This is a genomic window from Mesorhizobium sp. M1182 (assembly GCF_040318335.1).
Lineage (GTDB): Bacteria > Pseudomonadota > Alphaproteobacteria > Rhizobiales > Rhizobiaceae > Mesorhizobium.
Genome location: NZ_JAMYMD010000037.1, coordinates 33,962 through 54,675 on the forward strand (window position 1 = coordinate 33,962; position 20,714 = coordinate 54,675).

Sequence of the window (20,714 nt, forward strand, 5' to 3'; positions counted from 1 at the left end):
TTCGGAAGTGCGGCGTTGCCGGATCGTCAAGCGGGACAGAAAATCGGGGAGTGCCATTTATGGCGAAGGCGGACGCGTGGGGCGCGCCCGGTGGGACGGCGTTTGAGCGTCGCGAGGCGCGAAGCGACGGTCTCGCGGGCAATACGCGGCTCATTGCCGAACCTGCCTACCGACGGCTGCTGGCAGCCGAGCCGCTGTTGCGGCGATCGATCCCGGCCCTCATCATCATGTTTCTGTTGATCATCGCAGTACTGCGCTTTCTGTCGCTGATGAACGAGCGCGACGAGATCGAGCGCGACGCCAAGGCGATCCTTGCGCTGGCCGCCGGCCACCTGGCCAGTTCGATCGCCGACGCGACCATGATTTCCGCGCCCGGCGCGATCCAGGACCTGCTGGAGAGCACCGGTCGTCAGGGCGCGATGGGCCGAAGCCACGTACTGGCGATCACCGATAGCGCCTTCAAGATCATTGCCGTATCGCCGCAGTCGATGCACTGGGAGGGGCGATCGCTCGATGGCGTCGTGCAGGGCGGGCAGCCGCTGTTCATGTTCGGCGACCGCGCCGGGGTAATGGAGGTCAACATCGGCGGACAGGACTGGTACGCGGCAGTGAGCCTGGCGAATGGCCGAAGGGGTGCCGCGGCAGCGTTCGTGCCGCAGGAGGCAGTTTTTGACGCCTGGCGCAAGACGGTCTCACTCAACGTCACGCTGTTCGTGCTGACGGCCGGCGTGCTGATCATCATCCTCTACGCCTATTTCGGCCAGGCGGCGCGCGCCCAGGCCGCCGATCGCATCTATCTCGAAGCCCACCAGCGCATCGACATGGCGCTGGTGCGCGGCCGCTGCGGCCTGTGGGATTGGGACATGGTGCGCGGCAAGATGTACTGGTCGCGCTCGATGTACGACATGCTGGGCTACGAGCCTTGTGACACGATGCTGTCGTTCGGCGAAGTCGATGAAATCATTCATCCCGAGGACGGCGATTTGTTCGAACTCGCCAACAGGATCGTCGCACGCGAGATCGACCATATCGACCAGGTGTTCCGGATGCGCCATGCCGACGGGCAATGGGTTTGGATGCGCGCAAGAGCACACGTTATCGACCCGGAAGCGCCGGAGATCCAGCTGATCGGCATCGCCGTCGACGTCACCGAGCAGCGGCATCTGGCGCTGCGCTCCGAAGCGGCGGACCTGCGCCTGAGGACGGCCATCGAAAACATCAACGAATCTTTCGTGCTGTGGGATTCGTCCGAGCGCCTGATCATGTGCAATTCCAAATACCAGCAGGACAACGGCCTGTTGGATCGCGACGTGATGCCGGGCGCTCCGCGCGCCGTTCTGGAGGAACGCATGCTGGCCTTCGCCTCGGAGCGGCGGCTTGCCAACACCAACGGACCGCAGGGAGGCGTGACCTTCGAGCGCCAGCTTGCCGACGGCCGCTGGCTGCAGGTGAACGAGTTGCGGACAAGGGACGGCGGTACCGTCTCCGTCGGCTCCGACATCACCCAGATCAAGCTGCACCAGGAGAAGCTGGTCGACAGCGAGCGCCGGCTGATGGCGACAATCCATGACCTCAGCCTTGCCCGCCGCGCGGAAGAAGAACGGGCTCGTGAGCTCGTCGAACTCAATCGCAAATACATGAAGGAAACCGAGCGCGCCGAAGCGGCGAACCGGGCTAAATCCGAATTCCTGGCCAACATGTCGCACGAGTTGCGCACCCCGCTCAACGCGATCATCGGCTTCTCGGAACTGATGGAACGGCGGCTGTTCGGGCCGCTGGGTTCGCCGCGCTACGAAGAGTATGCCACCGACATCAACGGCAGCGGCAAATATCTTCTCGGTGTGATCAATGACATCCTCGACATGTCGAAGATCGAGGCCGGCCAGTTCGCCCTGGATCAGGAAGAAATCGATCTCTGCCCGCTCATCAGGGAGACGGTTCGCGTCGTTTCTCTGCAGGCGGCGGAAAAGTCGATCACCGTCGAAACCCGCATCGCCGATTCGCTGACGCTGTTCGCCGACCGCAGGGCGATCAAGCAGATCCTCATCAACCTTCTGTCCAATGCGGTGAAGTTCACCGGGCAAGGCGGCCACATCTCGGTCAGAGCCCGCAGCATTTCCAGCGCGCTGATCCTGACGATCGAGGACAATGGCTGCGGCATCCCGAAGGCGGCGTTGAGCAAGCTCGGGCGGCCATTCGAACAGGTGCAAAACCAGTTCTCCAAGAGCCATGCCGGCTCCGGCCTCGGCCTCGCCATCTCGCGCTCGCTGGCCGAGCTTCAGGGTGGCGCGTTGAAGATCCGCTCGACCGAAAGCGTCGGAACGATCGTCTCGGTACGCATCCCGATCAAGAAAGCCCCGCAGGCGGTCAGGGCCGCTGCCTGAATGACAAAATAACGCTCCGGCGGCTCGCACCGCCGGAGCGTTATCAATTCTCACTGCATGCCGTCACTGCCATCATTGCCCTCGCCGTCCCATTGGCGGTGACCGCCGGGACCCTTCGGCAGTTCGTTCTTCTCGATTTTCCCGTCATTGTCACGGTCGAGCATGGCGAAGACCTTCTTCTGGCGGGTTGTGATGTCATCCGCGGTCAGCGTGCCGTCGCCCTTGGTGTCGTAACGGGCGATGATGCGCCTGGCCATCTGCTCGAAGCGTGCTTTCTCCAGCGCGTCGGCGAGCTGTGCCACGGTCAGCTTGCCGCCATTGTCGGCGACCATCTTCTTCAGCCGCGCGTTCATGGCGTCGGAGAACTGGTCGAAGGTGATGGTGCCGTCATTGTCGTTCATGACCTTGCCGAGGCGCATCATCGTGCCGTCGCGCGGCCCGGCCCCGGAGTGCTCGTCTGCATAGGCAGCGGTGCCGACGGCGCCGGCCAGGGCTGCGAAAACGAGTGCAAGTCTGGTTGTCTTTCTCATGGTCTTCTCCTGTTGTATCGTCACCCCCGATGCTAGAGCGGCGGACCTTCAATCCCCCGCTCTATCTCTTTGATTGAACATCGGAACCTCCCAAAGCAGGTCGCAATTTTGGGCCCAATGCTCTCGCCCGTACGGCTGGTTGCCGTCACGGTTCTTTCGCACGAAGCAGAAGGTCGAAATCCTTTCTGACCTTCTGCGACGTCTCCCCGAGATGCGCTTCAAGCACCCCGAAATCCGGCAGGTCGGTGACGGCCAGAAGCAGATCCGAAAGCCCTGGCGGAACGTCGTCGCGTTCGAACGCGCCGGTGAGGCAAAGCCGTATCATCTGGGTCAGAGCCAGATAGAGCGAATAGGCATCCACCAGTTCCTGCCTGACCTGGGCGCTGGCGAAATCCGGCGCCAGGCGCGACAGGACCTCAGCCGTGCCGGTGGCCCTGCGGCCTGCCTCGATCTTTCCGGTGATCAGCGCAACCTGGGCAATGAATTCGAGATCGATGAGGCCGCCCGGGATCAGCTTGATGTCCCAGGGATCGCGCGGCGGCTTCTCCTTGTCGACCATGGCGCGCATCTCGGATGCCTCGGCCATCACCTTGGCTGGATCGCGCGGCAGAGCGAGCACTGCGGCAACCTCTCCCTCGACCTCGCGGCAGAGCTCGGCATCGCCGCCGATCGCGCGGGCGCGCGCCAGCGCCATGTGCTCCCATGTCCAGGCGTCCTGGCGCTGATACTTCTTGAAGGCGTCGACATGGGTGGCCACCGGCCCCTTGTTGCCGGACGGCCGCAGGCGAAGGTCGAGCTCGTAGAGCACGCCCTCGGCGGTCGGCGCGGAAACGGCGGCGATCAGCCGCTGTGTCAGCCGGCTGTAGTAATGCGACGGGGCAAGCGGCTTGTCGCCGTCGGACTCCTCCGCATCGGCGTCGTGATCGTAGAGCAGGATGAGGTCGACGTCGGAGCCCGCCGTCAGTTCGCGGCTGCCGAGCTTGCCCATGCCGAGCAGCGCGACCCGGCCGCCGGCAATATAGCCATGACGCAAAGCGAATTCCGCCATCACCGCCTGCAATGCTGCCTCGATGGTCAGGTCGGCGAGATCGGAAAAAGCGCGGCCGGCGCGCGGCGGGTCGATCGACCCGGCAAGCAGCCTGACGCCGATCAGGAATTTTTGCTCCGAAGCAAAGATGCGCAGCCGGTCGAGCACGTCTTCATAGGCTCTGTCGCCTTCGAGGAAGGCGGCAAGGCGCGCCGACAGATAGGCGCGGTTTGGCAGTTCGCTCAGCAGCGCCGGATCGAGCAGCCCATCGAAGACATGCGGCCGGCGCGTGATGATGGCGGCCAGCCGCGGTGCCGCGCCCATGATAGTCGCCATCAGCTTCAGCAAAGCCGGATTCGACTGCAGCAGCGAAAACAGCTGGATGCCGGCAGGCAGGCCGGCAAGGAATTCGTCGAAGCGGATCACTGCCTCGTCCGCCCGCCGCGTCTGACCGAAGGCTTGCAGCAGCGCCGGCGTCAGTTCGGTCAGCCGCTCGCGCGCCTCCGCCGACCGGGTGACGCGGTAGCGGCCGAAGTGCCAGCCGCGGATAACCCGGCAGATGTCGCTCGGCCGCTGGAAGCCGAGCCGCTGCAAGGTCTGCAAGGTATCGGGATCGTCGACGTCCCCGGTAAAGACCAGATTGCCGATGCCGGCCGAAAGCTCCGGCGCGGTTTCGAACAGCGCTGCGTAGTGGCGCTCGACCTGGTGCAGCGCCGCGCGGAACGTTTCGGCAAAGCCTGCCGCATCGGCAAAGCCCAGCATGCGGGCGACGCGCTCCAGCCCCTCTTCGTCCTCCGGCAGGATATGCGTCTGCTGGTCGGCAACCATCTGGATGGCATGTTCGACGCGGCGCAGGAACCAGTATTGCCTGGTGAGCGCATCGCGCGCGTCGGCGGTGATCCAGCCGCGCGCGGCGAGCTCGCCGAGCATCGGCACGGTCTCGCGGCCGCGCAGTTCGGGAAAGCGGCCGCCGGCGATAAGCTGCTGGGTCTGGACGAAGAACTCGATCTCGCGGATGCCGCCGCGACCGAGCTTGACATTGTGGCCTTTGACCGCGACCTCGCCATGGCCTTTGTGGGCATGGATCTGGCGCTTGATCGAATGGACGTCGGCAATCGCCGCATAGTCCATGTATTTGCGCCAGATATAGGGCTGGAGTTCCTTCAGGAACGCGGCGCCGGCGGCAAGATCGCCAGCCACCGGGCGGGCCTTGATCATGGCGGCGCGCTCCCAGTTCTGGCCGCGCGCCTCATAGTAGCGCAGCGCCGCCTCGACCGGGATCGCCAGCGGCGTCGAGCCGGGGTCGGGACGAAGCCTGAGATCGGTGCGGAAGACGTAACCGTGCTCGGTGCGGTCCTGGAGGATACGGACAAGCCGGCGGGTCAGGCGCGAAAACAGCTCTGTGGCATCGAGCGGATCGACGACGGCAGGCGCATCGGGGTCGAAGAAGACGACGAGGTCGATGTCGGAGGAGAAGTTCAGCTCATGCGCGCCGAGCTTGCCCATGCCAAGCAGAATCCAGCCCGAGCGTCGCGCCGGATTTTTGGCATCCGGCAATCGGAGCTTGCCTTGCTCATGCGCGTCGCGGAGCAGGAAATCGACAGCCGCACGCGTGCAGGCGTCGGCAAGGTCGCTCAGTCGCCGCACCGTCAGCGAGGTCTCGGCCTCGCCGGCGAGATCGGCCAAGGCGATCAGGAAATGCGCCTCCGCCTTACATTGGCGCAGCTCCATCATCAGGCTGCTTTCGGAGACGGCCTCTACGCGTGCCGCCTTGTCGACCGCGGCGCCGATCGATGACAGCCGCGCCTCGACGCTCCCGTCGAAAAGCGCATCGAGTATGCGTGGCCGGCGGCGCGCGGTATCGCGCAGGAACGGCGACAGGTCGAACACGGCGGCGAGGAAATCCTGGACGACCCCCTTGCCGGCGAGAAATTTCGCCAGTCGCGGCAATTCCTTTTGCCGCGCGGCGTCGGCGATCTCCGACAATTCCTGCCTGGCGCGGCTTGCATCCAGTGGAACGAGCTCTACCGCCGGCTTCAACAGCCAGTCCGTTTCGAGGCGTCGCACTGCTATCCTTGCAACCATCAGCGATCGTCCCGCCCGGGAAAACTCATGACGACCGACAATCCGGGATTGCCGGGCAGAAGCTCAAGCCGTCCATTGTGGAATGTCATGATCGCCTTGGCGAGACTCAAGCCAAGGCCGGATCCCGGCTGCGAGCGGCTCTTTTCCAGCCGCACGAAACGCTCGGTCACCCTGGCGCGGTCGACATCGTCGGGAATGCCCTGGCCGTTGTCGGAGACGGCGAGTCTGATCTCGCTACCGACACGCTCCAGCGTCACGCGAACCGTAGGCCTGGAGGTCGAGTCGGTCGAATATTTGATCGCGTTGTCGACGATGTTGGACAGCGCCTGGCCAATCAGCTCGCGATTGCCGTTGACGGCGAAGGAACCTTGCACCGAAGTTTCGAGCGTCACGCCCGCCTCCTCCGCTACCGGCTCGTAGAGTTCGACGACGTCGTGCACGGCAGCGGCCAGATCAACCCTGGTGGTGCTTTCCGAGGAATAGCCGGCTTCCAGTCGCGAGATCATCAGGATGGCGTTGAAGGTCTTTATCAGCTGATCGGATTCGGCGATCGTTCCTTCCAGCGCCTGCCGGTAGTCGCTGGTGTTGTGCTTGCCGGAAAGCGTCGCCTCGGCGCGATTGCGCAGCCTGGTGAGCGGCGTTTTCAGGTCGTGGGCGATGTTGTCGGAGACCTGCTTCAGGCCCTCGTTCAGCGTGGCGATCCTGGCCAGCATGGAATTGAGGTTTTCCGACAGCCGGTCGAACTCGTCGCCGGCGCCGGTGACCGGCAGCCGGCCGGAAAGATCGCCGCCCATGATGCGGCGGCTCGCCTCCGACACGCTGTCGATGCGCTTCAGCGCCGCGCGCCCGACGAAGAACCAGATCAGCAGCCCGCCGACGCCCATCATGCCGAGCGCCAGCATCAGAGCGCGGCGAATGACGGCGCGGAAGCGCTCCGGCTCGCCGAGGTCGCGGCCGACCAGCATGATCATCTGGTTGGGCAGGCGCAGCACCAGGGCAATGGCGTTATGGCCCTTCTCGCCTTCGGCCTGTACTTCGCTCTGGGCGGGCTCGTTCGGGTCGGAGACCGGGTTGCGCTGCCGCTCGAGCTCGCCCTCGCCGAAGCGGCGGTAGGAGAACGGCTCGGTGGTCCAGCCCTCGGCCTCGATCACGCCCGGCTCCAGACTCTGCACGTTGCCGGTCAGGATCTGGCCGTTGGCATCGGCGATCAGATAGAGATTGGCGCCGGGCTGGCGGGAGCGCTGCTCGACGACGCGGACCAGCAGCGGGAGGCCGCCGCGCTGATAGGCGCGGGCGAGGCCGAGCACCTCGTCGTTGATCGTCTCCTGCGTCTGGGCGGTCAGCATGCGTGCCGAGAGCGAGGTCATGTACAAGACCAGCAACACCGCGCACAGCGCAAAAAGCAGAAGATAAAGCGCCGAAAGCCGCGCTGCCGTCGTCTTCATGATGGCCGGCACGGAAAGAGCCATGGGGTTCTAGCCGCTTTTCAGCATGTAGCCGGCGCCGCGAACCGTGTGCAGGATCGGCTTGTCGAAGCCCTTCTCGATCTTGCCCCGCAGCCGCGAGATATGAACGTCGATGACGTTGGTCTGCGGATCGAAATGGTAGTCCCAGACATTCTCGAGCAGCATGGTGCGCGTCACCACCTGGCCGGCATGGCGCATCAAATATTCCAGCAGGCGGAACTCGCGCGGCTGCAGCGTTATCTCGCGCCCGGCGCGGCGCACCGAGTGCGACAGCCGGTCGAGTTCGAGATCACCGACCCGGTAGACGGTTTCGGCTTCCCTGGCGCTGGCGCGGCGGTTCAGCACCTCGACGCGGGCGAGCAGTTCCGAAAAGGCGTAGGGTTTGGTCAGATAGTCGTCGCCGCCGGCGCGCAGACCGGTGACCCGGTCGTCGACTTCGCCGAGCGCCGACAGGATCAGCACGGGCGTCGTATTGCCCCGGGACCTGAGCCCGGCAATGACGGACAGGCCGTCGCGGCGCGGCATCATGCGATCAACGACCATGACGTCATAGTCGCCGGAATCGGCGAGCGCGAAGCCGGTTTCGCCGTCGCCGGCGACATGGGCGGTATGGCCGGCCTCGGCGAACGCCTTCTGCAGGTAGTCGGCTGCCTCGCGATCGTCTTCTATGACGAGAATCTTCATAGAACCGTTATACGCGATTTCGCTGGAAGATTGAGTGGCCGGCATATGCATCGTGGCCTTCTCCATGGCGTATCGCGAACAAAGTGATTCAGGGATACGCGGTAAGTCTTTGTTTTAGCATGTCGTAGCCTAAAACCGCTTCACGCCTTGAGCGGCATGTTCGAGCGGCAGCGGGCGATGGGAGGCCCGCTGCCGCTGGGGCGGAACACGATGACTGACGAACGTATTCAGGCCCCGTGCTTTCCCGTGCGGCGGCTCGGGGGTGTTGAAAACCGCCGCACCGGAAAAGTCGACCACTAGAGCGCCGCGCGTCCTCTTGGACGCGCAAAGGACGCTCTAGCACCTTGAATCGGCGCATGAGCCTTTCCGAAAACGGAATACGTGTTCGGGGTCATGCGCTCAGCCCTTCGCGACAGGCAGTGCGACGAAGCGGTTGCTGTCGTCGCGGGTGATCTGCATCAGCACCGCCTTGCGGCCGGACTTCACCGCGTCGGCCATCGCCTTGTCGACGTCGCCGGCGCCGTTCACTTCCGCCGAATTGACGGAGGTGATGACGTCGCCGGGCTGGATGCCGCGATCGGCGGCATCGCTGTCGGGGTCGACATCGGTCACCACAAGGCCCTTGCCATTGTCAGACTTGGTGACGGTCAGGCCGAGATCGGCGAGCGTGTCGGTCTTCGGCGCGGGGGCAGGCTGCTGGTCGGCCGAGGCCTGCTTGTCGCTCGACGGCAGCTTGCCGAGATCGACCTTGACCGCCTCGCTCTTGCCGTTGCGCCACACCGTGAGATCGACAGATTTGCCGGGCGGGTAAGCGCCGATCAGGCGGGCGAGTTCCTTCGGCGAAGCAACGTCCTTGCCGTCCACCTGGGTGATCACGTCACCGGCGGTGATGCCGGCCTTCTTGCCGGGACCGTTGTCCTGCGCGCTGGCAACGAGCGCGCCCTTGCCGGACCCAAGGCCAAGCGACTCGGCGATTTCGGGCGTGACCGGCTGGATTTCGACACCGAGCCAGCCGCGCTGGACTGTACCGTTCTTCATCAGATCCTGCACGACCTGCTTGGCGGTCGAAGCGGGAATGTCGAAGGCAATGCCGACGCTGCCGCCCGACGGCGAGAAGATCGCGGTGTTGATGCCGACAACCTGGCCGTTGAGGTTGAAGGTCGGGCCACCCGAATTGCCGCGGTTCACCGAGGCGTCGATCTGGATGAAGTCGTCATAGGGACCGGCGCCGATGTCGCGGCCGCGGGCCGAAACGATGCCTGCGGTAACCGTGCCGCCGAGGCCGAACGGATTGCCGACAGCCACCACCCAGTCGCCGACGCGAACCTTGGAATCATCGGCGAAGTCGACATAGGTGAACTTGTTGCCGTCATCGACCTTGAGCACCGCAAGATCGGTGCGCGGATCGGTGCCGATCAGCTTGGCGTCGAGTTCCTTGCCGTCATTGGTCACCACGGTGAAGGCGGTGCCCTCCTCGACGACATGGTTGTTGGTGACGAGATAGCCGTCATCGGAGATGAAGAAACCGGACCCTTGCGCCACCGGCCGCGGCTGGTCGTTGTTGCGGTCACGGTGTCCAAAACGGCGCATTCCGTTCGGGCCCTGATCGCCGCCTTGATCGCCAAAGCCGCGGAATTCGCGGAAGAACCGGCGCAGCTGCGGGTTGTCGGGAAGATTGCCTAGACCGTCCTCGTCGTCCATCTGGCCGGAACCGTCATCGGCCGTCGACTGGATCTTGGCCTTGACGCGCACGCTGACGACCGCCGGCGAAACGCGCTCGACCACATCGGCGAAGCTCGGGACCTGCGGTGCCTCGACACGCACGGCGTCGGCCAGCACCGGGGCTGTCCCGGTGGCAACAGCACCAAAGCCGATCGCGCCGGCAATGGCCAGGGATGCGGCTGCGGCCAAAAGGCGTTTGCGGGTGCGTAGATATGAATTGGGGGCAACATTCATGGTTATCGTATCCTCTTTTCAAGGGACGCCCCTTGATTGGCATCCTCGACAAAGGAAATAGAGGGCCGCACATTACGGCGCCATTTCCGGTACATGAAACTTTCGTAATGTATCGATCAATCGCGGCGGAGCATCTTGTCCAGCGCCGCCTGTTCCTCGGCAGTTAATGCAGCGGTCACCGTCGAACGGCGCGAGCGGGCGGCCAGCAGGATGAATGTCCCGCCAACGAGCAGCAGAAGAACTGGCGTCCCCCAGAGCAAAACATTGCGCAGATTGAAGCGTGGCTTCAGCAGCACGAATTCGCCGTAGCGCGAAACGACATAGTCCATCACCTGCCGGTCGGTATCGCCGGCGACCAGGCGCTGGCGCACAAGGACGCGCAGGTCGCGGGCGAGGTCGGCATCGGACTCGTCGATCGACTGGTTCTGGCAGACCATGCAGCGCAGGCCTTCCGACAATGCGCGCGCCCTCGCCTCGAGTGCCGGGTCGGCCAGCACCTCGTCCGGCTTGACGGCCTGCGCGGCGCCGGCGAACAACAGTGCCAGCAGCAGGACCAGCGAGGCCAGCGTGGCCCTTTTCATTGCAGGCTCGCCGACGGCACGCCGGCCGCAGCCTTGCGGCGCGACGGTGCGCCGACGCGCAGGCGGCGGTCGAGCAGCGACATCGCCGCGCCCGCCATCATCACCAGTCCGCCGCCCCAGATCAGCGTCACCAGCGGCTTCCACCACAGACGAACGACCACAGAGCCATCGCTGCCCTCGTCGCCAAGCGAAAGATAGAGCTGGCTGAAGCCGATCGTCCTGATGCCGGATTCGGTCGTGGTCATCTGGCGCACCGGATATGAGCGCTTGGCCGAGGTGATCTCGCCTGCGACGCTGCCGTCGGCGCCAAGCAGGGTGAAGCGGCCGCGATCCTCACTGTAGTTAGGCCCCTGGGCCGGGTAGAGCCCCTCGAAGCGCAGCTTGTGGCCGGACAGTTCGACGGTCTCGCCGGCATGCATCGACAGGATTTTTTCGGTGCCGAAACAAAGCGTGCCGACAATGCCGAGCGTTGTCAGCCCGAGGCCGAGATGCGCAAGCGCTGTGCCGAAGACCGAGCGCGGCAGGCCGGCGAAGCGCCTGAGCATGGTGGCGGGCGCGACGGTGCCGAAGCCGGATTTGACGGCGAGATCGGTGAGCGCGCCGCAGATCAGCCAGAAGGCAAGGCCGACACCGAGTGCCGCCAACACCGAAGCGCCATCGATGAACAGGGCCGTCACCAGCACGGCGAGCAGCGCCGCCGCGAAAGCCGCCATCAGGCGCTGGGCGACCGCGAAAATGTCACCGCGCTTCCAGGCGAGGAGCGGCCCGAACGGCACGACGACCAAGAGCGGCACCATCAGCGGGCCGAATGTCAGGTTGAAGAACGGCGCGCCGACCGAAATCTTGTCGGCAGACAGGGCTTCGACCACGAGCGGGTAGAGCGTGCCGACCAGCACGGTGGCGGTGGCGGTGGTCAGGAACAGATTGTTCAGGACCAGCGCGCCTTCGCGCGAGATCGGGTGAAACAGGCCGCCGGCCGTCAGCCGGGAGGCGCGCAAGGCAAACAGCGCCAGCGAGCCGCCGATGAACAGCGTCAGGATGCAGAGGATGAACACGCCTCGCGTCGGATCGGTGGCGAATGCGTGCACCGAGGTCAGCACGCCGGAGCGCACCAGGAAGGTGCCGAGCAGCGACAGTGAGAAGGTCAGGATCGCCAGAAGCAGCGTCCAGATCTTCAGCGCCGAGCGCTTTTCCATGACGATCGCCGAATGCAGCAGCGCCGTGCCCGCCAGCCACGGCATGAAGGATGCGTTCTCGACCGGATCCCAGAACCAGAAGCCGCCCCAGCCGAGCTCGTAATAGGCCCAGTAGGAGCCCATGGCGATGCCGCCGGTGAGGAACATCCAGGCAACCAATGTCCACGGCCTTACCCAGCGCGCCCACGAAGCGTCAATGCGGCCCTCGATGAGGGCAGCGACAGAGAAGGAAAAGCAGATCGAGAAACCGACATAGCCGAGATAAAGCAGCGGCGGATGGATGGCGAGGCCGAGGTCCTGCAGGATCGGGTTGAGATCGCGGCCCTCGATAGGCGCCGGATTGAGCCTGACGAACGGGTTCGACGTCGTCAGGATGAACAGGAAGAAAGTGGCGCCGATCGCTCCCTGCACGGCAAGCACATTGGCCCGGAGCGTCGCCGGAAGATTGCCGCCGAAGACGGCGACGAGCGCGCCGAAGAAGGTCAGGATCAGCACCCAGAGCAGCATCGAACCTTCGTGATTGCCCCAGGTTCCGGTGATCTTGTAGATCAGCGGCTGCAGCGAATGCGAGTTCTCCCAGACGCTCTCAACCGAGAAGTCGGAGCCGGCGTAGGCGGTTGCCAGCGCCATGAAAGACAGCGCCGTCAAGGAAAAGCCGGTCAGCGCGGCCGGTGCGCCGACGGCCATCATCTTGTGGTTGCCGGTGCGCGCACCGAACAGGGGCACCATCGTCTGCACCAGGGCCAGCGCAAACGCCAGGACCAGGGCGAAATGTCCGGTTTCAACCATTGTCACCGCACCCGCTAGTCACTCTTGCTCTCCTGCCATACGCCCTTGGCCTTGAGGCCGTCGGCCACTTCCTTGGGCATATAGGTCTCGTCATGCTTGGCCAGCACGCTGTCGGCGACAAAGATTCCGTCAGGGCCAAACGAGCCTTCGGTGATCACGCCCTGCCCTTCCCGGAAGAGGTCGGGAAGAATGCCGGTATAGGTGACCTTGACGTCCTTCTGGTTGTCGGTCACCGAAAAGGCGACGGTGGCGCCTTGGCCACGCTCGACCGTGCCTTTTTCGACGAGACCGCCGAGCCTGATGCGCTGGCCCGGCTGAAGGCTGGCGGTGGCCAGATCGGCCGGCATGTAGAAATAGGAGGCCTTCTGGCCAAGCGCATAGAAGGTCAGCCCGGTGGCAACACCGAGAAACCCCAGCCCCGCTGCGATCACCGACAGTCGTTTCTGCTTGCGCGTCATCGTCTACTCCGTCGCCGTCACGCCAAGCGAGGCGGCAAAGGCGGTGAATTTCCTGGCCTGGTCACTGTCCGCGCCAAAGACGGCGATACCGCGATTGAGCGCGTCACGCGCCTGATCTGTCTTGCCCAGCACGGCATAGGAACGAACGAGCTGCATCCACCCTTCCTCGTCGCGCGGATTTTGCCGAAGCCTTTCGTCGAGGCCGGCAACCATGGTGCTGATCATGGCTTGCCGGTCCTGCGGCGACATCGAGGAGGCAGCATCGATATCCTCGGCGCTCGGCCCTTTCGCGGGCGCCTCAGAAGCGACGCTGCGGGCGGCGGATTCGGCCAGCGCCTGCTCGACGGCGCCGCGCCACGGCGAGCCCTGCGGCAAGGCGGCAAGCATCTTTTGCCAGGCCGCCGTGGCTTCAGCTATGCGGCCTTCCTGTGCCATGCCCATGGCGAGATAGAACGCGGCCTTCGGATTGGCCGGATCGAGCTTCAACGCCGCCTCGAAAGCCGCCTGCGCTTCGGCGGAGACAATGCCGCCGGCCGCATTGGCGATCGCCTCGCCAAGACCCGCCTGGCGGGCGGCGCTGTCGCCGTCGAGGCGGATGGCGTTGCGATAGGCGGTCACCGCATCGGCGTATCGCTGCATGCGCAGATAGACCGGCGCCAGCACGTCCCAGCCGCGGCCATCGGATGGGTTGGCCGCCAGGTGCGCCTCGGCGCGGGCTATCAGCTCGTCGACCGAGCTGTCGGCGGGGTTCTTGGCCAGGCGTTCGCTGAGCGGCTGCGACGGCAGGTCGGGTGAGCCGAGCTGGCCATAGAGGCCCCAGCTGACCAGCGGAACCAGCAGCACGGCCGCCGTCGCCACCAGCCTTGTCGACCGCGACGGCTGCGTCGCCGTCTCGTCGGCGTGGCCGGCATTGCTCAGGCGAAGGATGCGGCGGGCGATTTCGGCGCGTGCCTCTTCGGCCTCCATTGGCCGGATCAGGCCACGCGCCATATCGCGGTCAAGCTCGGCCAGCTGGTCGCGATAGACTTCAAGGTCGTGATCGCCGGCAGCGGACGCGTTCTTCGATCCGCCGGCCAACGGCAGCAGCACCGCCAAGCTTGCGCCCAGCGTCAGGAGTGCGGCTATGACCCAAAACAGCATGGCTCTTCCAATAGAACGAGACCCTTGCCCTGCCAACACAAGCGTGCTGCGACGCTTTGGCGGGGCCGCTCCGATCGATAATGCATGTCGCGCAAAAGTGTGCAGCGGTTTTGCGATAACGACCATGCATCAAAACAAGAACCTATAGCGCGTCGCATGACGCCGGTCGAACGCGACGCGCTTTAGTGCCGGACCGGTATCGGCGGATCGACGGCCGGGCGTCTTTGTTTTTGCGCAATTCCGGACGGAAAACCGTTTCACACTTTTCCTGGAATTGCTCTACGTCAGCGGCGTCCAGCTGCCGTCGGCATTGCGGCAGGCGGTTCCGCGCGCGGTGGCGCCGGCGGTGCCGGTAAACACCGTATGGGTGTATTGCCGGCAGTCCTGCGAGCCGACGCGATAGGGCTGGGCGGCGACCACTTCGCCGCGATGGGCCGAACTGTCGCTCTTCCAAGCCACTTTCTGGCCGCTCGCCGTGTATTCAAGCGCCTTGTATTCCGCCTCGAGCGCGCTGCGCTTCTCGGTCTCGCTCAGGCCGGCGCCGATAGAACCGCCGACGAGGCCGCCGCCCATGGCGGAGATGATCGTCGTCGCCACCTTGGCGCCGCTGGGGGGCGTCGCGGCCGGCGTCACCGTAACGGCCGGGCCCTTGCCGAGCGTCGTGCAGCCGGAGACGGCGAGCAGGGCGGAAACGAGCGCGACGCGAATCTTCATGCCAATACCGGCTTTCTTGAGCTGGACCGCCGCGCTGTCAGCAGCTGGCGCGGCCATAATGTCGATGTTTGTCGGAAATTTGGCCGCAGCCAGCCACCTGGAAAAGCAATCTGGAAAAGCATTACTGAAGGCTCCGCAATCGAACCATCGCCTTCAATCCACCCATGATGGATCGTTCCAGCGCCAGAGAGCCTCCATACTCGTTGACAAGGTCGGCGACAATGGCAAGTCCGAGCCCGCTGCCCGGTTTTGTCTCGTCGAGCCGCCGGCCGCGCTGCAACACCTCGCGCGCCTTGTCGTCGGGAATGCCGGGGCCGTCATCCTCGATGCTGATCTCGAACAGGTTGGCTGCGCCTTCCGTGCCAGCGCCACCTTTGCTGGAGATTGGCTTGACCGAAACGGCGACCGCGCTCCTTGCCCATTTCATCGCATTGTCGAGCAGATTGCCGAGCAGCTCCTCCAGGTCCTCGCGTTCGCCGGCAAAGACGATGTCGGTGGCCGGCAGCGACAGCGACAGCGCCGTCTGCGGGTTGAGCTTTTGCAGCACCCGAACCATGCGCTGGACCAGCGGCGCCACCGGCGTACGGTAGACGACGCTGTCGCGCTGCGCGGCGACGCGGGCACGTTGCAGATAATGGTCCACTTGCTTTTGCATGGAAGCGGCCTGCTCGGCGATCAGCTGGCCCTTGGCGCCACCCAGCGCCCGTCCCTCGTTGAGCAGCACGGCAAGCGGCGTCTTCAGCGAGTGCGCGAGGTTGCCGACCTGCGTGCGCGACCGCTCGACGATACGCCTGTTGTTCTCGATCAGCGCATTGGTCTCGTTGGCGAGCGGCTCTATCTCGGCCGGGAAACGGCCGTCTAGGCGCTGCGCGGTTCCTTCGCGCACCATGGCAAGCGCATTCCTGACCCGGCGCAGCGGCTGCAGGCCGAGCAGGATGGCAATCGCATTGATGGCGATCATGCCGACGCCGAACAGCGACAGATAGGTCAAAAGGCGCCGCTGGAAGGTGGCGATTTCCTGCTCGAGCTCGGTCTGGTTGCCCATGACACGGAAGCGCGCGGCGCGGTTTTTCGCATCGAGCACGAACTCGCTCTCGAACACCTCCAACTGCTCGCCTTCGATGCCGTCCGCTGAATAGCTGCGCTGGAAGCTGGCATTGAAGGGCACCTCGGCAACGCTTGGCGACGGGATCGCCTTGGTCATCGACGACGAATGGAGATCGCCGTGCACGCCTTCCGAGGCAGGCTCGACCGACCAGTACCAGCCGGAATTCGGTTCCGAGAACCTCAAATCACCAAGGTCGGGGGCGCCGGTCAATTGGCCGCTTTCAGAAACGCCGACGGAGCCGATCAGGTTGAACAGATGCGCCGAAAGCAGGCTGTCGAAACCGCGCTCGCTGGCCTGGCGATAGAGCGTGGTGATCAAGGTGAAGATGACGACCAGAGTGAGGATCGCCCAGACGGTGGAAAAGGCGATGACGCGAAACGCCACCGAACGCGGCCATGACCGCAGCGACGGCGTGTTCGAGACGGCGGGTTTTGTAGGCAGCGGTTCCGCGTTACGCCTCCGGCTTACGCATGCGGTAGCCCATGCCGCGAACAGTTTCGATCATGTCGATGCCCATCTTCTTGCGAAGCCGTCCGACAAAGACCTCGATCGTGTTGGAATCGCGGTCGAAATCCTGGTCGTAGAGATGCTCGACCAGCTCGGTCCGGGACACCACCTCGCCCATGTGGTGCATCAAATAGGCAAGCAAGCGGAATTCGTGCGAGGTCAGCTTCAGCGGCACGCCGTCGACGTCGGCCTTGGAGGCCTTGGTGTCGAGGCGGAGCGGCCCGCAGGTCAGTTCGGACGAAGCGTGCCCGGCAGCACGCCGGATCAAGGCCCGCACCCTGGCCAGGATTTCCTCGATGTGGAAGGGTTTGGTGACGTAGTCGTCGGCGCCGGCGTCGATGCCGGCAACCTTGTCGCTCCAGCGGTCGCGTGCCGTCAGGATCAGCACCGGCATCTTGCGGCCGCCGCGCCGCCATCGCTCGACCACGCTGATGCCGTCCATCTGCGGCAGGCCGATGTCGAGCACCACGGCATCGTAAGGCTCGGTGTCGCCGAGAAAGTGCCCTTCCTCGCCGTCGAAAGCGCGGTCGACGACATAGCCGGCATCGACCAGCGCGTCGCCGATCTGCCGGTTGAGATCCTTGTCATCTTCGACGACGAGTACGCGCATGCGGGAGGCCTGTTGAAGCTGTTCAGATATAGGCCGATTCCGGCAGTCTGGGAAACGGCACGGTTCAGTTCAGCGGAACGACGATCTCCGAGCGACGCGGACGCTGCCCTTCCTTGCCCGGAACCAGCACGACGATGACGCAGACGGGCTGGCCGCCGCGTGTCGACTGCGAGGCCTTGGCCAAGGTGCCGCCATTCTGCTCGGCCACCTGCTGGCCGATCGCATAGCAGTCGGAGGCGGCGAGGACGACCGGTTGGGGCTGCTCGGGCACGACAACGGGGATCGCCATCGCCTGCGACGCAAGCAGACCGGCGGCTGACAGCGCCAGTGCCGCGGTCCGGAAGTGGGAGCGAAGGGTTTTCATGGTCAGCGTTCTAACGCGCCGGTGCTGAACGTGATATGAACGGTGAACGCTCGAATGCATGCCCGCCACACCCCTGAAGCGCGAGATTACCGGATTGCCATTTCGCCGCCCATCCCGCGAAATTGCCAAGTTTAACCTAGCCCTCCGATCCTTCGCCGACAACCGGGCATCGTTTGGCAGTGAAAGGCAATCGCTTCAGGTTTGCCCCGACTTCGATAATCGATCCGGCAACCGAAGGCAGATTCAGGCGAACCGACCGGAAATAAAAACCCGCCTCTGCGGCGGGTCGCTGGCGCCATCAGCACCATAGGCGAATTAGTAGCATAGCTGCCGGCACAAAGCAAGAACAAAATTGCCGGATTGTAAAAAATGCCCGATGGTCAGCCCTCGTCCTTGATCACGGCGCGGAAGCGCAGCAGCCCGTGATGGGCCGAAAGGTCCTCGTCGTAGCGGGCTTCGGCGAATTCGAGCTTGAGGTAGGCGCGGCGATGTTCGCCGAGCGAGAGAGCCGTATCGCGCAGGCGGGTGCTAACAAGGTCCATGATGTCATTGGTTTCCTTGCTGGCCTCTGATTTCGACCAGACATGCAACGTCAGCAACTGTTCTGCGTCGTTCTCCATTCCCGTTGCCCAATCGTAGACGCTGGTGCGGCCGAAGGTCATGTGGGCGAACGCAACATTTTCCGGCGCACGGTCGAACAATCGTGCGTCGCCCAGTGCCGCCGATAAATCGGGATCGTCATTCACTGCCTCGAATATGGCCTTCTGCAATTCGACGGCCGGCGCGGTCATCGTCTTTCCCTTCGTCCGTCGCGTCGACCTCCCGGCTGCGTAGCTGCGTTGCATGAAGGCATCCCGCCAAAGCGCGAATCAGCGCGTCTCATGCGGATTATGAACCTTCATGATCTCGGCAATAAGCCCTGCTCCTGGAATGCGCGACGCCCCGGCCGTCCGCGCCACGGACCCTTGAGGGTGATGCCAACCTGCGCGAAGTCATTTGGCATGCAGGAGTTCGACAAAAGGATGCTATGACGATGTCTGGTTTCCAGACATTCGAGGTCGTTTTTCGTGCGCGAGCCGTCGCTGCTGCCTGTCTTCGGAAAGCTTGGGGCCAAGGCGCCGCCGGTCGCGATTGCGGCGTCGACCATGTCGATGACCGTCAAGAGTCTGGTCAACCACACTCGGGAGGTGCTCTCGGCGTACGGTAGCCTGGCCCTGAAGCTGTCCGTCGTTTTGTGGACGGTGCTTGTCGTGGCGGCAGTATTCTTCATCGCCCAGGCCTGATCGAGCGACATTCATTGATTGGGCGGAAACGAAAGGACCCAAGATGGCAAAGCGCTACGCGCTCCGTATGGAACATCCTCACAGCTGGACCGTCTTCGACGTCTTCACCGGCCAGCCGGTCGAGCTCAAGCAGCAACTCACGGCCAGTTTGAACACGCGCGATGCGGACGCGATGGTCGACCGGCTGAACGGTCGCGACGTCAAGCGGCGAGCGAAGGCGGACCGGAAGCCCTGACAAAGCGTCTTGTGGACGGATCGCGACGGACTAGCGAAAATCGGCCGCAGTCAGCACATATATGCTCCTGCGGGTGCGGGCATAGGCATTCCTGGCGACATCGTGGATCGAGTTGGAAGCCGTGTCGAAGGCTGCCAGGTAGGTAGCTTCTGAGGCCGCCGTTCCCGGCTGCATCTTGCAGATGGCATCGGTTGCGACAGAGAAGGAAATCTGGAACATCCCGTCATGGCCGACGAAGCGGATGCGTTTGCTTGCCTCGTCGTAGCTGCGGCTGGGATTGGGAAATGTCAGGCTCATGATTTCGCCTCCGTCGATGCAGATACGGCCTTCTTGACTGCCCGTGACGCCCGCTTCTTCTTTGGTGCGACCGGATTCAGAGCTTCCGCCGCGCGGTCCGCCTCTTCCTTGGCCAGTCGCAATTCCCTCAGCCTTGCCGTTTTGATGCTCCTCGCCTTGGCTTCCGAGAGATATTCGGCAGTTGCTTTGTTCCGCTCCGCCGTCTTCTTTTGATTTTCCATGAAGCGGGCCTGAGCTTTTTCCATGATGTTCTGATTGCCTTCGGCCATCGGTAAAATCTCCCTTGCAGCGAAAGTCGTGAATGTGAATTCACCATAAAATAGGTGTTCAAAGATAGAAATTCAATTTCATTAATATTCGGCAAGGCCCGAACACCAGGGGATAACCAGGCAAGATAATACGTTCAATATTTCATGTGCCCTATGAATATTTTTTGGCGCTCCTATCAATCGAGTGCCAGGGCGCCTATAGAGAGGGGCGGCCGCCTAAGCTGGCCCCAGAAAGAGTCCCCATGAAATTCCGGCCACTCCACGATCGCGTCGTCATTCGGCGCGCCGAAAGCGACACCAAATCCAAGGGCGGCATCATCATCCCCGACAATGCCAAAGAAAAACCGCAGGAAGGCGAAGTGATCGCTGTCGGGCCGGGCGCGCGGGACGAAAGCGGCGCGCTGATCCCGCTCGACGTCAAGGCCGGCGACCTCATTCTGTTCGGCAAATGGTCCGGCACCGAGGTCAAGATAGACGGCGAGGACCTTCTGATCATGAAGGAGGCCGATATCATGGGCATCATCGAAAAAAGCGAGACGGGCATCATCGACAAGACCGTGGCTGCCAAGAAGGCCGCCTGATTGGAAGGCCGCGCGCCCTCCCGCGCGCGCGCAAAGGACGCTCCGAGCTTTGATTCAGGCGCTGCAAGCGCCTTGCCACGACAACCGAACTGGAAAAGATCATGTCTGCCAAGGAAATCAAATTCTCCACCGACGCGCGTGACCGCATGCTGCGCGGCGTCGAAATCCTCAACAACGCCGTCAAGGTGACGCTCGGCCCCAAAGGCCGCAACGTCATTATCGACAAGGCCTACGGCGCGCCGCGCGTCACCAAGGACGGGGTGGCCGTGGCAAAGGAAATCGAGCTTTCCGACAAGTTCGAAAACATGGGCGCGCAGATGGTGCGCGAAGTGGCCTCGAAGACCAACGACCTCGCCGGCGACGGCACCACCACCGCCACGGTGCTTGCCGCTTCCATCCTGCGCGAGGGCGCCAAATTCGTTGCCGCCGGCATGAACCCGATGGACCTCA

General features: G+C 63.8%; 21 protein-coding genes. 5 read left to right on the forward strand and 16 right to left on the reverse strand.

Annotated elements, in window-relative coordinates; all coding sequences use genetic code 11:
• The first annotated feature begins 59 nt into the window (after positions 1 to 59).
• Positions 60 to 2,384 carry a PAS domain-containing sensor histidine kinase gene (locus NKH33_RS28360; RefSeq protein WP_352922597.1) on the forward strand — a complete coding sequence of 775 codons (2,325 nt, stop codon included), beginning with the start codon at positions 60 to 62 and terminating at the stop codon, positions 2,382 to 2,384.
• 50 nt (positions 2,385 to 2,434) lie between these two features.
• On the opposite strand, the gene NKH33_RS28365 is transcribed toward NKH33_RS28360, so the two are convergent.
• From NKH33_RS28365 to NKH33_RS28430, 14 genes are all read right to left on the reverse strand, one after another.
• Positions 2,435 to 2,914 carry an EF-hand domain-containing protein gene (locus NKH33_RS28365; protein ID WP_352685904.1) on the reverse strand — a complete coding sequence of 160 codons (480 nt, stop codon included), beginning with the start codon at positions 2,912 to 2,914 and terminating at the stop codon, positions 2,435 to 2,437.
• Positions 2,915 to 3,059: 145 nt separating this feature from the next.
• Entirely contained in the window at positions 3,060 to 6,026 is a 2,967-nt protein-coding gene (locus tag NKH33_RS28370; protein WP_352922599.1) for a bifunctional [glutamine synthetase] adenylyltransferase/[glutamine synthetase]-adenylyl-L-tyrosine phosphorylase, read from the reverse strand.
• Complete coding sequence (locus tag NKH33_RS28375) at positions 6,026 to 7,495, reverse strand: sensor histidine kinase (protein WP_352922602.1); 1,470 nt, start codon at positions 7,493 to 7,495, stop codon at positions 6,026 to 6,028. The genes NKH33_RS28370 and NKH33_RS28375 overlap by 1 nt, the downstream gene beginning before the upstream one ends.
• A gap of 6 nt (positions 7,496 to 7,501) precedes the next feature.
• Positions 7,502 to 8,176, reverse strand: a complete 675-nt coding sequence (locus tag NKH33_RS28380) for a response regulator transcription factor (protein ID WP_254819962.1) — start codon at positions 8,174 to 8,176, stop codon at positions 7,502 to 7,504.
• Between the two features lie 399 nt (positions 8,177 to 8,575).
• The gene (locus NKH33_RS28385; RefSeq protein ID WP_352922605.1) at positions 8,576 to 10,132 is read right to left on the reverse strand and encodes a Do family serine endopeptidase; all 1,557 of its coding nucleotides are present in this window, start codon (positions 10,130 to 10,132) and stop codon (positions 8,576 to 8,578) included.
• Positions 10,133 to 10,248: 116 nt separating this feature from the next.
• On the reverse strand, positions 10,249 to 10,713 hold the full coding sequence (locus tag NKH33_RS28390; RefSeq protein WP_352616899.1) for a cytochrome c-type biogenesis protein: 465 nt from the start codon (positions 10,711 to 10,713) through the stop codon (positions 10,249 to 10,251).
• Positions 10,710 to 12,698, reverse strand: a complete 1,989-nt coding sequence (locus tag NKH33_RS28395; RefSeq protein ID WP_352922608.1) for a heme lyase CcmF/NrfE family subunit — start codon at positions 12,696 to 12,698, stop codon at positions 10,710 to 10,712. The genes NKH33_RS28390 and NKH33_RS28395 overlap by 4 nt, the downstream gene beginning before the upstream one ends.
• Before the next feature lie 14 nt (positions 12,699 to 12,712).
• The gene (gene ccmE, locus NKH33_RS28400; protein ID WP_352471012.1) at positions 12,713 to 13,156 is read right to left on the reverse strand and encodes a cytochrome c maturation protein CcmE; all 444 of its coding nucleotides are present in this window, start codon (positions 13,154 to 13,156) and stop codon (positions 12,713 to 12,715) included.
• Positions 13,157 to 13,159: 3 nt separating this feature from the next.
• Positions 13,160 to 14,296: a c-type cytochrome biogenesis protein CcmI gene (gene ccmI, locus NKH33_RS28405; protein WP_352616903.1), complete on the reverse strand. Its 1,137-nt coding sequence runs from the start codon at positions 14,294 to 14,296 to the stop codon at positions 13,160 to 13,162.
• A 279-nt stretch (positions 14,297 to 14,575) separates the two neighbouring features.
• Positions 14,576 to 15,010, reverse strand: a complete 435-nt coding sequence (locus NKH33_RS28410; RefSeq protein ID WP_023677823.1) for an RT0821/Lpp0805 family surface protein — start codon at positions 15,008 to 15,010, stop codon at positions 14,576 to 14,578.
• Positions 15,011 to 15,131: 121 nt separating this feature from the next.
• A complete protein-coding gene (locus tag NKH33_RS28415) occupies positions 15,132 to 16,559 on the reverse strand; it encodes an ATP-binding protein (protein ID WP_352471109.1) in 1,428 nt (475 codons plus the stop codon).
• A gap of 10 nt (positions 16,560 to 16,569) precedes the next feature.
• The gene (locus tag NKH33_RS28420; RefSeq protein WP_023718390.1) at positions 16,570 to 17,235 is read right to left on the reverse strand and encodes a response regulator transcription factor; all 666 of its coding nucleotides are present in this window, start codon (positions 17,233 to 17,235) and stop codon (positions 16,570 to 16,572) included.
• A 64-nt stretch (positions 17,236 to 17,299) separates the two neighbouring features.
• On the reverse strand, positions 17,300 to 17,599 hold the full coding sequence (locus tag NKH33_RS28425) for a hypothetical protein (RefSeq protein ID WP_352471009.1): 300 nt from the start codon (positions 17,597 to 17,599) through the stop codon (positions 17,300 to 17,302).
• Between the two features lie 380 nt (positions 17,600 to 17,979).
• Entirely contained in the window at positions 17,980 to 18,390 is a 411-nt protein-coding gene (locus tag NKH33_RS28430) for a DUF3168 domain-containing protein (RefSeq protein WP_352922611.1), read from the reverse strand.
• Positions 18,391 to 18,666: 276 nt separating this feature from the next.
• Between NKH33_RS28430 and NKH33_RS28435 the strand changes: the two genes are divergently transcribed.
• Positions 18,667 to 18,882 carry a hypothetical protein gene (locus NKH33_RS28435; protein ID WP_352471007.1) on the forward strand — a complete coding sequence of 72 codons (216 nt, stop codon included), beginning with the start codon at positions 18,667 to 18,669 and terminating at the stop codon, positions 18,880 to 18,882.
• 43 nt (positions 18,883 to 18,925) lie between these two features.
• Positions 18,926 to 19,117 carry a hypothetical protein gene (locus NKH33_RS28440; protein WP_352501784.1) on the forward strand — a complete coding sequence of 64 codons (192 nt, stop codon included), beginning with the start codon at positions 18,926 to 18,928 and terminating at the stop codon, positions 19,115 to 19,117.
• A gap of 30 nt (positions 19,118 to 19,147) precedes the next feature.
• Here the strand turns inward: NKH33_RS28440 and NKH33_RS28445 are convergent, their stop codons facing one another.
• Together NKH33_RS28445 and NKH33_RS28450 are read right to left on the reverse strand one after the other, a co-directional pair.
• Positions 19,148 to 19,414, reverse strand: a complete 267-nt coding sequence (locus NKH33_RS28445) for a DUF1488 family protein (RefSeq protein ID WP_352922614.1) — start codon at positions 19,412 to 19,414, stop codon at positions 19,148 to 19,150.
• Positions 19,411 to 19,683: a hypothetical protein gene (locus tag NKH33_RS28450; protein ID WP_352471005.1), complete on the reverse strand. Its 273-nt coding sequence runs from the start codon at positions 19,681 to 19,683 to the stop codon at positions 19,411 to 19,413. Before NKH33_RS28450 ends, NKH33_RS28445 begins: the two co-directional genes overlap by 4 nt.
• A gap of 242 nt (positions 19,684 to 19,925) precedes the next feature.
• Here NKH33_RS28450 and NKH33_RS28455 point away from each other — a divergent pair, with 242 nt between their 5' ends.
• On the forward strand, positions 19,926 to 20,264 hold the full coding sequence (locus tag NKH33_RS28455; RefSeq protein WP_352471004.1) for a co-chaperone GroES: 339 nt from the start codon (positions 19,926 to 19,928) through the stop codon (positions 20,262 to 20,264).
• A 101-nt stretch (positions 20,265 to 20,365) separates the two neighbouring features.
• On the forward strand, positions 20,366 to 20,714 hold a 349-nt coding region (locus NKH33_RS28460), incomplete at its 3' end, for a TCP-1/cpn60 chaperonin family protein (protein WP_352922617.1).

What these genes read in the sequence shown, in the direction of transcription:
- NKH33_RS28445 (WP_352922614.1), bottom strand. Translation starts at nt 19,414, where the DNA reads ATGAGCCTGACATTTCCCAATCCCAGCCGCAGCTACGACGAGGCAAGC.
- NKH33_RS28360 (WP_352922597.1), top strand. Translation starts at nt 60, where the DNA reads ATGGCGAAGGCGGACGCGTGGGGCGCGCCCGGTGGGACGGCGTTTGAG.
- NKH33_RS28365 (WP_352685904.1), bottom strand. Translation starts at nt 2,914, where the DNA reads ATGAGAAAGACAACCAGACTTGCACTCGTTTTCGCAGCCCTGGCCGGC.
- NKH33_RS28425 (WP_352471009.1), bottom strand. Translation starts at nt 17,599, where the DNA reads ATGAAAACCCTTCGCTCCCACTTCCGGACCGCGGCACTGGCGCTGTCA.
- NKH33_RS28395 (WP_352922608.1), bottom strand. Translation starts at nt 12,698, where the DNA reads ATGGTTGAAACCGGACATTTCGCCCTGGTCCTGGCGTTTGCGCTGGCC.
- NKH33_RS28385 (WP_352922605.1), bottom strand. Translation starts at nt 10,132, where the DNA reads ATGAATGTTGCCCCCAATTCATATCTACGCACCCGCAAACGCCTTTTG.
- NKH33_RS28390 (WP_352616899.1), bottom strand. Translation starts at nt 10,713, where the DNA reads ATGAAAAGGGCCACGCTGGCCTCGCTGGTCCTGCTGCTGGCACTGTTG.
- NKH33_RS28370 (WP_352922599.1), bottom strand. Translation starts at nt 6,026, where the DNA reads ATGGTTGCAAGGATAGCAGTGCGACGCCTCGAAACGGACTGGCTGTTG.
- NKH33_RS28455 (WP_352471004.1), top strand. Translation starts at nt 19,926, where the DNA reads ATGAAATTCCGGCCACTCCACGATCGCGTCGTCATTCGGCGCGCCGAA.
- NKH33_RS28450 (WP_352471005.1), bottom strand. Translation starts at nt 19,683, where the DNA reads ATGGCCGAAGGCAATCAGAACATCATGGAAAAAGCTCAGGCCCGCTTC.
- NKH33_RS28380 (WP_254819962.1), bottom strand. Translation starts at nt 8,176, where the DNA reads ATGAAGATTCTCGTCATAGAAGACGATCGCGAGGCAGCCGACTACCTG.
- NKH33_RS28420 (WP_023718390.1), bottom strand. Translation starts at nt 17,235, where the DNA reads ATGCGCGTACTCGTCGTCGAAGATGACAAGGATCTCAACCGGCAGATC.
- ccmE (WP_352471012.1), bottom strand. Translation starts at nt 13,156, where the DNA reads ATGACGCGCAAGCAGAAACGACTGTCGGTGATCGCAGCGGGGCTGGGG.
- NKH33_RS28440 (WP_352501784.1), top strand. Translation starts at nt 18,926, where the DNA reads ATGGCAAAGCGCTACGCGCTCCGTATGGAACATCCTCACAGCTGGACC.
- NKH33_RS28430 (WP_352922611.1), bottom strand. Translation starts at nt 18,390, where the DNA reads ATGACCGCGCCGGCCGTCGAATTGCAGAAGGCCATATTCGAGGCAGTG.
- NKH33_RS28375 (WP_352922602.1), bottom strand. Translation starts at nt 7,495, where the DNA reads ATGGCTCTTTCCGTGCCGGCCATCATGAAGACGACGGCAGCGCGGCTT.
- ccmI (WP_352616903.1), bottom strand. Translation starts at nt 14,296, where the DNA reads ATGCTGTTTTGGGTCATAGCCGCACTCCTGACGCTGGGCGCAAGCTTG.
- NKH33_RS28410 (WP_023677823.1), bottom strand. Translation starts at nt 15,010, where the DNA reads ATGAAGATTCGCGTCGCGCTCGTTTCCGCCCTGCTCGCCGTCTCCGGC.